Annotated in this window: 11 protein-coding genes; 1 reads left to right on the top strand and 10 read right to left on the bottom strand. The window is 73.0% G+C overall.

Annotation, left to right across the window (positions count from 1 at the left end):
* Positions 1-16: 16 nt before the first annotated feature.
* The 3 genes from ACIRSS_RS38770 to ACIRSS_RS38760 form a co-directional block, all read right to left on the bottom strand.
* On the bottom strand, positions 17-493 hold the full coding sequence (locus ACIRSS_RS38770; protein WP_348957008.1) for a DUF6423 family protein: 477 nt from the start codon (positions 491-493) through the stop codon (positions 17-19).
* Between the two features lie 265 nt (positions 494-758).
* Positions 759-1,109, bottom strand: a complete 351-nt coding sequence (locus ACIRSS_RS38765) for a DUF6235 family protein (protein WP_400904144.1) — start codon at positions 1,107-1,109, stop codon at positions 759-761.
* 129 nt (positions 1,110-1,238) lie between these two features.
* Positions 1,239-1,364 (bottom strand): hypothetical protein, encoded by a 126-nt coding sequence (locus ACIRSS_RS38760; protein ID WP_400904143.1) that lies wholly within the window; start codon positions 1,362-1,364, stop codon positions 1,239-1,241.
* 134 nt (positions 1,365-1,498) lie between these two features.
* Between ACIRSS_RS38760 and ACIRSS_RS38755 the strand changes: the two genes are divergently transcribed.
* Positions 1,499-1,711: a hypothetical protein gene (locus ACIRSS_RS38755; RefSeq protein WP_400904141.1), complete on the top strand. Its 213-nt coding sequence runs from the start codon at positions 1,499-1,501 to the stop codon at positions 1,709-1,711.
* A 513-nt stretch (positions 1,712-2,224) separates the two neighbouring features.
* On the opposite strand, the gene ACIRSS_RS38750 is transcribed toward ACIRSS_RS38755, so the two are convergent.
* The 7 genes from ACIRSS_RS38750 to ACIRSS_RS38720 are packed head-to-tail and all read right to left on the bottom strand — an operon-like array spanning position 2,225 to position 12,239.
* Complete coding sequence (locus tag ACIRSS_RS38750; protein WP_400904140.1) at positions 2,225-2,419, bottom strand: acyl-CoA carboxylase subunit epsilon; 195 nt, start codon at positions 2,417-2,419, stop codon at positions 2,225-2,227.
* Positions 2,420-2,435: 16 nt separating this feature from the next.
* Positions 2,436-4,145 (bottom strand): acyl-CoA carboxylase subunit beta, encoded by a 1,710-nt coding sequence (locus tag ACIRSS_RS38745; protein WP_400904138.1) that lies wholly within the window; start codon positions 4,143-4,145, stop codon positions 2,436-2,438.
* Positions 4,142-4,321 (bottom strand): DUF6222 family protein, encoded by a 180-nt coding sequence (locus tag ACIRSS_RS38740; protein WP_400904136.1) that lies wholly within the window; start codon positions 4,319-4,321, stop codon positions 4,142-4,144. Before ACIRSS_RS38740 ends, ACIRSS_RS38745 begins: the two co-directional genes overlap by 4 nt.
* Positions 4,318-5,376: an NAD-dependent epimerase/dehydratase family protein gene (locus ACIRSS_RS38735; protein WP_400904135.1), complete on the bottom strand. Its 1,059-nt coding sequence runs from the start codon at positions 5,374-5,376 to the stop codon at positions 4,318-4,320. The genes ACIRSS_RS38740 and ACIRSS_RS38735 overlap by 4 nt, the downstream gene beginning before the upstream one ends.
* Before the next feature lie 13 nt (positions 5,377-5,389).
* Positions 5,390-5,953 carry a flavin reductase family protein gene (locus tag ACIRSS_RS38730; protein ID WP_400904133.1) on the bottom strand — a complete coding sequence of 188 codons (564 nt, stop codon included), beginning with the start codon at positions 5,951-5,953 and terminating at the stop codon, positions 5,390-5,392.
* Positions 5,954-5,955: 2 nt separating this feature from the next.
* Complete coding sequence (locus ACIRSS_RS38725) at positions 5,956-6,408, bottom strand: acyl-CoA thioesterase (protein ID WP_400904132.1); 453 nt, start codon at positions 6,406-6,408, stop codon at positions 5,956-5,958.
* A 2-nt stretch (positions 6,409-6,410) separates the two neighbouring features.
* Entirely contained in the window at positions 6,411-12,239 is a 5,829-nt protein-coding gene (locus ACIRSS_RS38720; protein WP_400904130.1) for a type I polyketide synthase, read from the bottom strand.
* Positions 12,240-12,344: the final 105 nt, after the last annotated feature.

Here is a 12,344-nt window from a genome sequence, read left to right as displayed (position 1 = left end):
TCGCCCCGCCGCCGGCTCAGAGCACCGTGACGGGGACGATCAGCTCCACGACCGGCCGCTGGCTCATCCCGTTGGTGACGAGCTCGTCCAGCGTCTGCTGGGACTGCTCGGCGCTGTCGGTGGCGATCGGGCTGTAGCGCGAGTAGAAGTACGTCGGCTTGCGGCCGCTGGTCTCCATCGAGTACGTCTTCAGGACGGTCTCGCCGGGGCGGACCTCGCCGTCGTAGAAGGTGAGGCGGCGCTGGTCGGGCGTCATGAAGCTCTTGGAGAACTGCGGCGACATCAGCATTTCGTCGTCGAGGAACGTGGAGTCCTCGTCCATGACGGCCTGCATCGCGACCCAGGTCTGGTCGGTGAGGTTGGTTTCGGCCTTGATGACCTGCCAGCGGCCGGGCTCGGGGAGGTTGACGCTCACCGAGACGTCGTGGTCGGTGGTGTCGATGGCCCCGGTGATCATGAGCACCCGGCGGCCGACGTCGGCGGTCCCGGTCATCTGGACGTCCCGGGCGCGCACCCGGCTGGAAACGTCGAGTCCTGGCAATTCGGGTGAAGACATGGTGCAGCCTCCTACGTTTACCCACCCCAGAAATAGCGGCCTGACCAGCGAACACGCAAAGGCTTTCACATCGCCGGAGACACTGTCAAGGTGAGGAATGCACGTCCGGGAAGCCGATAATCGGCGGCCGATCAGCGGAAGTACCGGCACCCGGGTGCGGAACGCGGATTGGTCCGTTCAGCTCAGCACTTTCGAAGAGCAATCACTCCGGGCTGGATGTCTCCTGAGGTGCGGCGGCGGCATCGACCCCGTCTTCGACCGTTCCGACATAGCGGATTTCGAAGGCGGAATCGGCGCGCTGCACCATCACTTTCATGACCAGCCCCGGTTTCACCATGACGATGAAATTGCCGGGATCGCGGGGGTCGCCGAAAATGTCGTAAACGAGAAAAGCGGAGCCGTCACCGACGGCGAACAAGGCTTCGTAGACGACGTTCCGCTCCGCCTGCGACGCCGTCTCGGCCCAGCTTTCGAGGACCTCGAGGCCCGCCGTGAGCTGGAGGCGCATTGCCATCCGCCGGCCTCCCAACCGAACGTCGCAGATCGCCGTCACGCATGGGCCACCGTGCTGCGGTGACACTCCGGCCCGAACACCATCGATTCTCCTGGGCGGACGGCGGGGTGCTCATCTCCGAGCGTGCGCTCCGGCACCGTCCGTGTCCGGCGCCGGAGCTCCCGCGGCTCAGTTGTAGCCGAGCACGATGTGCTCTTCGACGTCCGGTTCGAGTGGTTCGACGAGCCGGAGACCACGGGGTTCTTCGGCGGGTGGCGGGGTCCAGTCGTCGGCCGGGACCGCTGCTGCTGTCATGGCGTTCCTCCGTGCTTTCGGTGTGGGTCCACCATGCGCCACCGGTGTCGAGGATCGGACGTGCGCAGCTTTTGAGTGGTCGGGATAGGGGTCCGGGAGGTGCACTGGAAGTGACTCGAGGGCGAGGTTGTGGCATGGCGGAAGAGCAGGGGTTCCTCGGCGGCGCGGCCGACCGGCAGCGCACGTGCGCGGTGTGCGGAGCGGAGTTCAGGCGCGGCGAGCGCACGGAGGTGGAAGCGTTTTCGGACGGGGCGGTGCGGTACGTGGCGGTGCACCCGGGACACACGACGCACTCACCGAGCCGGGAACGGGCTGCGGAGCGAAGGTTGCGGGGCCAGGCGGCCTGAGGGCGGCGCGGGCTTGCCCCGACTGGCCGGTCGCGGGTTTGGCGCGGCTGCCGGGGTTTCGGCGCGGCTTTCCTCGGCAACGCCCCGAACCCGCGGAACGCCCGATTCGCCGCACGCCCCGGCAGCGCCGGCGCGGGGCGCGGGGCGCGGGGCGCGGGGCGCGGGGCGCGGGGCGCGGGGCGCGGGGCGCGGGGGCAGGATCGCCCGCCACCCCACAGGCGGCGAAACCTTGCGTCCAGCCACCGCCAGCATCCAGCCACGCGCCGATTCGACCGACTACCGCGCCAACGCCCCGCCGCGCGCGGGCGCCGCGCGCCAGGCGCCGCGGCAGGATCGGCCGCCACCCCACCGACGGCGAAACTTTGCCCTCCAGCCACCGCCAGCACCCGCCGCGGGCCGCCGATTCGACCTGTTACCCCGCGGCGCCGAGCGCCGAGGCAGCGTCGGCCGCCGCCAGCACCTCGCGGCGCGCCGGTTCGGCTCGTCATGCCGGTGAACCCGGAAGCACCTACCTCAGTGGGGCAACCCCGACAGCCGCCAAGCTCCCACCGCGGGCCGCACATCACGACCCCGCCACGACGGATCCCCCCACACCGACGGCCGCGGCGTCGGCTCCGGCGGGCGGACCGCCGAAAGCGAAAGGACCGCCACCAACGCCGCCAGCTCGCAGTCGTCCGGGGCGCCCCTGACCACGCGGATCGCGGACATCGCGACCACCACCCCCTCAGATCGGCAGGTTGCCGTGCTTGCGACCCGGCGTCGGCTTGCGCTTGTCCTTCAGCATCGCCAGCCCGCGGGCCACCGCCGCGCGGGTCTCGGCCGGGTCGATGATGTCGTCCACCAGCCCGCGCTCCGCCGCGTACTGCGGGTTCAAGTACTCCTCCGTGTACTCCGCCACCAGCTTCGCGCGCAACGCCGCGGGATCCGACGAAGCCGCCAAGTCGCGGCGGTACAGCACGTTCACCGCGCCCTCCGCGCCCATCACCGCGATCTGGTTCGTCGGCCACGCCAGCGACAGGTCACAGCCGATCGACCGCGAGTCCATCACGATGTACGCGCCGCCGTACGCCTTGCGCAGGATCACCTGGATCCGGGGCACCGTCGCCTCGCAGTACGCGTGCAGCAACTGGGCCCCCTGGCGGATGATGCCGCCGCGTTCCTGCTCCACCCCCGGCAGGAACCCCGGCACGTCCACCAGGCTCACCAGCGGGATGCCGAACGCGTCGCAGAACCGCACGAACCGCGCCGCCTTCTGGGACGCCGGTCCGTCGAGCACGCCGGCGAACACCACCGGCTGGTTGCCGACCAGGCCGACCACGCGGCCGTCGATCCGGGCCAGCGCGCACAGGACGTTGCGGGCCCAGCCCTCGTGCAGCTCGAAGAACTCGCCGTCGTCGGCGACCTCGGCGAAGACGTCGCGCATGTCGTACGGCTGGTTCGGCTCCACCGGCACCAGGTCCGCCAGGCGAGGGCGATAGTCGTCCGTCGCGTTCGTCGGCGCGGTCGTCGGCGGCGGGTCCAGGTAGTTCGACGGCAGCAGCGACACCAGGTACCGGACGTCGGCGAGGCAGCTCTCCTCGTCGTCGTGCACCACCGTCGCGACGCCCGACGCGCTGCCGTGGACGTCCGCGCCGCCGAGCTCCTCGTGCGTGACGCGCCGGCCGCTCACGGCCTCGACGACGTCGGGCCCGGTCAGGTACATCCGCGCGGTGTCGCGCACCATGAACGTGAAGTCCGCCAACGCCGGCGAGTACGCCGCGCCGCCCGCGCACGGGCCGAGGATGACGCTGATCTGCGGGATCACCCCGGACGCCTCGACCTGACGGCGGAAGATGCCGCCGTAGCCGTTGAGCGCGAGGACGCCCTCCTGGATCCGGGCGCCGCCGCTGTCGTTGAGCCCGATCACCGGGGCGCCGTTGGCCACCGCGAGGTCGAGCACCTTGTGGATCTTCGCCGCGTGCGCCTCGCCGAGCGACCCGCCGAAGAGCGTGAAGTCCTGGGCGTAGACGAACACCCGGCGCCCGTCGATGGTGCCGGAGCCGGCGACGACGCCGTCGGTGTGCGGGCGGTTGCCCGCCAGGCCCGGCCCGGTCGCCTGGTGACGCCGGTAGGGCTCGATCTCGGTGAAGGAGTCGTCGTCGAGCAGCAGGGCGAGCCGTTCGCGCGCGGTCAGCTTGCCCAGCGAGTGCTGCCGGCGGACGGCGTCGAGCTTGCCTTCGTGGATGTGCGCGCGCAGCTCCTCGCGGCGCCGGCGCAGCAGCGGCATGTCGGCCGGCTCCGGCCGCGCCAGGTCGGCGGCGCGGGCCAGCTCGATGACCTGGGCGTCCCCGGACGGCGCCGGGCGGCCGAGCCGGCGGCGCCGGACCCCGTCGGGGACCGGCACCACCTCCTCGTCGTCCGCCCGCGCCGCGCCGGACTCCTGGCTTCCGCTCACGCGGCATCCCTCATCCGGGCCCGGTGGTCCCGCTCGATCTCGGCGACGATGTCGGACCACACGATGCCGCGGCCGAGCCGGGGCATCGGGCGGACCAGCGCCTCGACGGGCGGCGGCGTGGTCACCGCGGGCTGCCGGTCACCGGTGTCCGCGTGCCCGGCGTCGCTGGTGGTCATGGCAGAACCTCCTCGGTCTGGACGGCCCCGGGTCCGGGACCGGTGAGAACTGCGTGTCTGACGTCCACTGTGGACAGAGCGCCCGCTTGCCGGCCGGTGATCCGCCCGCTCGCGCGCAACCAGGCCACCGTGTCGCGCACGGTCTCGAGCACCGGCCGCGCCGCGACCCCGCCGCTGGGTGCGTCCGCGGCGACCGGCACCGCCGTCGCGCAGACGTGGATCGCGCCGTACTGCACCGGCAGCGCCCACGGCCAGACGCGCTGCAGCCCGTCGGCGAAGCGCCCCACCGGGTACAGCGCCCGCGGCGGCAGGACCACCGCCGGCAACGCGCGCCCGGTGGCCTCGCGGGCGACGGCCAGGTACTCGCGGGTCGTCAAGAAGTGCCCCGGCCCGAAGAACGCGGTCCCGGACACCGACCCGTCCAGGATCCGCGCGTGCAGCTCCGCCGAGTCGCGGACGTCCCCGACCGGGAGCCCGCCGCCCGGCCAGATCGGCGTCAGCCCGCGCAGGACGTCCCGCAGCCGCGCGTTCTGGTCGCCCAGGCGCGGGTCGTCCGGCCCGAGCAACGCCGGCGGGTACGTGACGACGACCGGCGCGCCGGCCGACCGGTGCTGCCGCGCGATCCGCTCGGCCGCCGCCTTCGACGCCAGGTACGGCTCCCGCGACTCGCCGACCGGGCTCGCCACCCCGATCGACGGCGCGGTCGCCGGGTACAGCGCCCCGACCGTCGACACGTGCACGATCCGCACGGCACCGGCGCGGCGCGCGGCGGCCACGACCACCTCGGTCCCCCGCACGTTCACCCGCCACAGCTCGTCGCGGCGCCGGCTGTCGAACGTGTAGACGCCGGCCGCGTGCAGCACCGCGTCCGCCCCCGCCACCAGCCGCCGGACCGCCACGACGTCGGTGACGTCGCCGCCGACGACCTCGACGCCGGGCCGGGCCAGGCCGACCGGGTCACGGGCGAGCAGCCGGACCCGGTGCCCCCGCCGCAGCAGCGCCGCGACCGTGTGGACGCCCAGGAAGCCGGTGCCGCCCGTGACCGCGATCAGCATGACTCTCCCTCCCTCAGGCCGCGCGGGCCTTGCCGTCGACGTGGTAGTAGCCGCCGCCGTAGAAGACCAGCGCGTGCTCACCGGTGCCGCGGCTGGTGGCGAGCACCCGGCCCAGGAAGATCGAGTGGTCACCGCCCTCCAGCACCTGCGCGAGCTCGCACTCCAGCCAGGCCAGCGCCCCGTTCAGCAGCGGGGCCCCGGTCTTGCCGCCCGGCGTGTAGCCGACGGCCTCGAACTGGGCCATCCCGTCGGGCCGGCGCCAGTCGGCGAAGTACTTCGACGTGTCCTGCTGGTCGGCCGCGAGGATGTTCACCCCGAACGAGCCGGCGGTGACGATCGCCGCGTGCATCCGGGCCGCCTTGGACACGCAGCACAGCACCATCGGCGGTTCCAGCGACACCGACGAGAACGCGTTCGCGGTCATGCCGTGCGCGTCCTCCCCGCCCGCCGTCAGCACCGTGACCCCGGTGGCGAACTGCGCCATCACCTGCCGCAGTCCCGGCTGGGCCGAGAGGCCGCGGCGCGCCGGCGACTTCGGCAGCCGCTTCAGCACGTGAGGCTCCGATTCGTAGCCCACTTTCAGACTCCCTTGCCGTTGACCGCGGCCGTCCAGTAGGGCACCAGCGCCTCGCGCAGCTGCTCGGGGACCCGGGACGGCACGGTGGCCGTGTTGGGCCCGCGCATGCAGGCGATCCGCTGCCGTCCCCGGGCCACCAGGCGCTCGTCGCCGCCCTCGGTGAGGTGCACGTAGTCGAACGCGAACTGGATCTGCGTCGAGGTGAGCTCCTCCAGCCGCAGCCGGATGGACAGCTCGTCGAACGCGGTGATCTCGGCGAAGAACTCGCACTCCACCTTGAGGGTGAACAGCTTGAGGTCGTGGCGGACCTCTTCGAGCACCGCCGGGGCCTTCTCCTTGAGGAACATCTCGCGGCACCGGCCCTGCCAGCGCACGTAGTTCACGTAGTAGACGTTGCCCACCAGGTTGGTCTCTTCGAAGCCGACCGTGTGGCGGATCTCGTAGTAGTCGGACATCTTCAGTTCCCCTCTGCGTGGAGCACGGCGAACACGATCGGGTCGGTCCGGTCGTTGACGGTGGTCGACCAGGTGGCGATCCGCGCCCCACCGGAGGCGAGCAGCGCCCACCCGTCGGCGTCGACCTGGCGCACGGTGAGGGCCTGGGTCATCGAGCCGGTCTTGCGGACGCACTCCAGCGCGCTCCAGACCCGCGTGTTGGCCACGCTGATCGGTTCGCCGGTGTCCGCGGCCAGCAGCCGGCCGAGGGCGAGGAGCTCTTCGCCCAGCAGCCCGGCCCAGTCCTCTTCGGTGCGTTCGATCGCCGTCTCGATGTCGCAGGCGACCTGGTCGGCGCCGGCGACCACGAGGGTCAGCTCCGAGGTGTGCGACGCGGTGACGTGCACGCCGCCGTCGCACTCCGGCTTGCCGTCGGGGCGGTAGCGGACCTCGACCGGCTTGTCGAGCGCACGGCCCGCGGCGAGCGCGGTCTGCGCCCTCCGCTCGGCGATGCCCTCCGCCGGGCGCCCGGCCGGGTCCGGCTCGAGCACCACCGACCGCGTCCCGCCGAGCAGCCGCTCACACGCACGCTCCACATAGGACCCCAGCATCGAGGGGACCCACGGCCCGGCGCCGTCGCGCTTGCGGACCGCGCGCAGCTTCAGGCCTTCCCAGCGCTCGACCAGCGTCCCGTCCGGGTTGCGCACGTCGAGGTCGTAGACGTAGCTGTCGCCGTCCTGGAAGCGTTCCTTCGCGTCCAGCAGGACGTACTCGTCGTGCTGCTTGCCCGGTTCGGCCAGGTACAGCTTCTCGATGCCCTGCGGCAGCAGCGTCGCGTCGGGGACGCAGCACTGGATCGCGTGCATCATCGCGTCCCGGGTGCCGGGGTCGGCCAGCAGCCGCTCCTGCGGGAGGAACGGCGCGAACCAGTAGTGGTCCGCGTTCGTCGAGATCTCGGCGACGGCGTGGCGGGCACTCGCCCGGCGGTAGCCGAGGACCCGCTGGAACCGCTTGCCCTGGAACAGGACCGAGCCGTACAGCTCGCTGATCGGCTCCACCGGCACCGGCGGCAGCGCGACGTCCCGCGGGACGCACTCGCCGATCTGCTCCGGCCGGGCGAAGCTCAGCCGCGCCTTGAAGTGGTCGGCGCTGAAGCCGGTCTCGTCGCTGCGGATCACGACGTCGACGGTGTCGGCGTCGCGGGCCAGCGTGGCCAGCCGGACCGTCGTGGACCCGCCCGGCGAGACGATGATCGGCCGGAGGAACTCGACGTCCGACAGCACCGGGGTGCCGGTGCGGTCCAGCGTCGCCGCCGCGGCCTGCGTCATGGCCTCCATGCCGAGCACCGCCGGGAACAGCAGCTGCCCGTCGAGCAGGTGGTCGGTCAGGTACGGGTCGGCGCCGTCGGACAGGTCGGCCTCGGTGATCAGCTCGACGCCCGGGTAGTGCACGACCGCGCGGTCGACGAACCGGGTCAGCGGCAGCTCCCGCTTCTGGATCGGCAGCGTGGCCAGGCCCGACGTGCGGCCGCAGACCACCAGCACCGGCGGCGCGGCCGGGTCGGCCAGTACCTGGCGGAGGATGGTGATGCCCTCCTCGGTCGGGATCGGCGTGATGCCGTCGCGCATCAGGGCGCTGACCACGCCGAGCTTCTCGCCCATGCCGGTGCCGGACCAGACCGACCACTCCAGCGCGATCGCCCGCGCCTTCGGGTGCTCCTGGCCGAAGCGCAGGGTCAGCTCGGTCATCCAGTCGTTCGCCGTGGCGTAGTGCGCTTCCCCGCGCAGGCCCGCCCGGCCGATGATGCTGCCGAAGGTGACCAGGAGCTTGATGCGGTCCTGGTCGACCGCGGCGAGCACCGCGTTGAGCCCGCCGATCTTCGGGGCGAGTGTCTTGCGGAAGCTGTCCTCGGTCAGGCTGAAGAGGGCGGCCGGCTCGTTGCGGCCCGCGCCGTGCAGGATCGCCGTGACCGGGCCGAGGTCGGCCTGGACCCGGGCGACCGCCTCGGCGATCTGCGGGGCGCTGGTGACGTCGGCGCGCTCGTAGCGGTAGCGGATGCCCGCCGCCTCCATGCGGTCGAGGTTCTCGGCCAGCTCGGTGTCGGACTCCGGGTCGGAGCGGCCGAGCAGGGCCAGCCGGGCGCCGGAGTCCTTCGCCAGTGCCAGGGCGCTTTCCGCGGTGATGCCCTTGCCGCCACCGGTGACGAGCAGGACGTCGGTGGCGTCCAGCGAGTCGCGGATCGGGCCGGGCTTCGGCGCGGCCAGCGCGGACAGCCGCGGCACCGTGCGGCCGCCGTCGGCGCCGTAGCGGGCTTCGGTGAAGTCCGTGGTCGCGGCGACCTCGGCCACCACCGTGTGCACGGCTTCCGCGACCGCGTCCACATCGGACGGTGCCGGGTCCGCGAAGTCGATGATCGTCGTCTTCGCCGAGGGGTCCTCGAGCCGCAGGGTCCGGGCCAGGCCGGCCGCGCCGTAACCGTGGTGCACGACCACGAAGCGCGTGCCGTTGGGGGCGGCCATGACGGCGCGGCCGGCGTCGAGGAACAGCCCGACGTGGCTCGAGTCGCAGTCCGCCGGCAGGCAGAGCAGCACGCCGTCGCCGGCGCCGGACGCGGCGAGCGCGGCCTTCAGCGGTTCGGCGAGCGGGTGCCGCGGTGTCGAGAACACCTGCCACTCGGCGCGGCCGGTCCCCGGCGTCAGGTCCGCGGCGGGCCGCGGCGCGGGCACGTACTCGACCGCGAACGGCCGGACCCACGGGCCGACGCCCGGGGCCTCGCCGACGTGGGTGTCGGTCGGCTTGGCCGTCTGCGCCAGCTCGTCGATCATCTCGGCGAGCTCACCGAGGCACACGGTCGCGAAGTTCGGCATGCCCTCCAGGGCGGGCCGGCCCAGCGCGCGGGTGACGTCGTTGACCAGCTGCCCGACCGTGATCGACGACAGGTGCAGGTCGTCGAGCGGGTGCGTGTCGGCGGTGACCGCCTCCAGCGGCAGCTCGACGCGCTCGGCGGCGAGCTTGCGCAGCAGGTCCAGCGTCGAGCCGGAGTCGCCTTCCGCGGTGCCGGCGTCGGCCTCGGCGGCCTGGGCCCTCTCCGCGGCCAGTTCGGCGGCCAGCTCGCTGTCGATCGACGGCGCCGCCTCGCAGGGGCTGGCGAGGAAGCTGAACTCGCCGTCGGCGGGCAGCGCCCGCACGACGCGGCCCTCGAACAGCGCGTCCGTAGCGATCGGGGCGCCGAGAGCGAACGCCGCGCCGACGATCCGCAGCAGGGCCTGCAGCGACGCGTTGTCCGTGTCGATCGCGAGCACCGGGGTGTCCGGGGCGATCTCCTCGAAGAGCCCGGTCAGCACCCGGCCGGGGCCGACCTCGACCACCAGGTCGCTGCGCTCGGCCACCTTGGCGGCGGCCTCGCGGAAGCGGACCGGCAGCACGATCTGGTCGCGCAGCAGCTCGGGCAGGTTCTCGGCGGCGTGCAGCACGTCGCCGCTGACCGTCGAGACGACCGGGCGCTCCAACCGGGCGAAGGAGAACTCGCCCAGCTTCTCGGTCATGGCGTTCGCGGCCGGCTCGACAGCCGGCGAGTGGAAGGCGTGCGAGACCTTGATGCGGGTCGCGCCGACGCCCTGGGCCTTCGCCCGGGCGACGATCTTGTCGATCGCGCCGGCCGGCCCGGAGATCACGGTCTGCTCGGGCGCGTTGTAGCCGGCGATGACGACGTCGTCGCCCAGGCCCAGCTCCTCGACGCGGCCGGGCGAAGCGGCGATGCCGGCCATCGCGCCGGTGCCGTCGCCGGTGGTCGAGGCCATCACCTTGCCGCGGACCTTCGCCAGCTCCAGCAGCCCGCGCTCGTCGAGCGCGCCGCCCCAGTGCAGGGCGGTCAGCTCGCCGAGGCTGTGCCCGGTCGCGGTCGAGGCCTCGATGCCGAACGAGCGCAGCACCCGCAGCGCGGCCAGCGAACCGGTGACGATCCGCGGCTGCGCCACCTCGGTGGCGACCTGGTCGCCGCTGGCGGGCAGCCCCGCGGCGCGGAAGATCTCGTCGGCCACGGCGAACCGGCGCCGCAGGGCGCTGTCGCCCCCGCGTCCGGATCCCTGGCCCGGGAACAGGTAGCCGATCTTCGGCGCGGAGCCGCGGCTGCTCGCGAAGATGCCGTCGGTCGAGTCGAAGACCGAGTCACCGGATTCCAGCTGCTCCAGCAGCTTCGTCAGCTTGCGCTCGGCGTGCTCCGGGTTGGCCGCGACGACCGCGGCGCGCACCGAGCGGCCGCCCAGCTTCCCGGCCAGCTCGCCGGCGAGGTCGGTCAGCTCGGCGAACGACAGCTTGGGCACGACCTCCAGCGTCGCGGCGATGTCGCCGCGCAGGGTCGCGACGTCGTCGGCGTCGAACAGCAGCAGCTCGGCGTCCTGCCGGCCGGCCACCAGCGTCCGGGCCCGCTCGTCGAGCTCGCGGCGGCGGGCCGCGGTCGGCGCCTCGGTGACCGTGACGTGGGAGTTGATGCCGCCGAAGCCCATCGCCGAGACCCCGGCGCGGACCGGCTGGTCCTCGGGCCAGAGCGACGCGTCGCGCGGGACGTACATCCGCGCCGACGTGCCGGTCAGCGACTCGTGCGGTTCGTAGTGGCCGGTGGCGGGCGGGATGACCTGGTGGTACACCGCCAGCGTCGCCTTGATCAGGCCGGCGACCCCGGCCGCGGCCTTGGTGTGCCCGATGTTGCCCTTGATGGTCGACAGCGCGGCCTGCTTGGCCAGCGGGTCGGCGTCGCGGCGGGCGGTGGACAGCGCCTCGATCTCGGTGGCGTCGCCCAGCGCGGTGCCGGTGCCGTGGCCCTCGAAGTAGGAGACGGTCTCGACGCCGTAGCCCGCGCGGTCGTAGGCGCGCTTGAGCGCCAGCCGGTGCCCGGCGGCCTCGGGCCGGGTGATGCCGCCCTTGCCGTCGGAGGAGACGCCCCAGCCGCCGATCGACGCGTAGATCCGCTTGCCCTGCTCCAGCGCGTCGCTCTCGCGCATCAGGACGAGCATGCCCGAGCCCTCACCGGGCCAGAAGCCGTTGGAGTCGGCGTCGTAGACCTTCATCTCGCGCTTGGCCAGCGCGCCGGTCTTCGCGAAGCCGATCACCTCGAACGGGTCGATCGAGAGGTCGACACCGCCGGCGACGGCGAGGTCGAGGTCGCCCTGGGCGAGCGCGTTGGCCGCGGTCACCACGGACAGCAGCGAAGACGAGCAGGCGCCGTCGACGGTGTACCCGCCGCCGGCGAAGTCGAAGTGGTTGCACACGCGGCCGGCAATGGTGTTCGCCAGGCCGCCGGCGAGGGTGTCCTCGTTGATCTCGGGGAACGGCTCCTTGTACTGGATCTCCAGCTCCCGCAGGAAGGACGCCGTCTCCTCGTCCTCCCAGCCGCGGGAGCTCAGCGCCGCCGCGACCGTGCGGCGGACGTACGGCCAGCGCAGCCGCATGATGTTCGCGCGGGAGAACTCGCCGGTGAGGCTGTTGCCGATGACGACACCGGTGGTCGTCCGCGGGGCACCCTCACCCTCGCCGAAGCCGGCGTCCGCGAGGGCCGCCGCGGCGACGTCGAGGGCGAGCCAGTGCGTCGTGTCCGTCGCCCGGAACGTGCTGCCGGCGACCTTGTGCGCGACCCGGTCGAACTCGTAGTCCCGCAGCACGGCCGCCTTCTGCGCGTAGAAGCGGTCCGGCGCCTTCGGGTCGGGCGAGTAGTAGTCCGCCCGGTTCATCCGCTCGTCCGGCAGCCTGCGGAACGCCCGGCGCCCGGCCAGCACGTTTTCCCAGAGCTCCTCCGGAGAACTCGCGTCGGGGTACCGGAGACCGATACCGACGATCGAAATCCGCTCTACGCTCATGCCACCGCACTCCCACTGGCTCTCGAGCCCCGTATCACCGGAACCATCAGGTCCCCGCTGTCCTCCGGCGCGGTCCCGCCGCCGGTCTGTCGTCCTCGGGCGGCG

This window comes from Amycolatopsis sp. NPDC101161 (assembly GCF_044768185.1).
Lineage (GTDB): Bacteria > Actinomycetota > Actinomycetes > Mycobacteriales > Pseudonocardiaceae > Amycolatopsis.
This window is presented reverse-complemented; position numbering and strand designations above follow the sequence as displayed.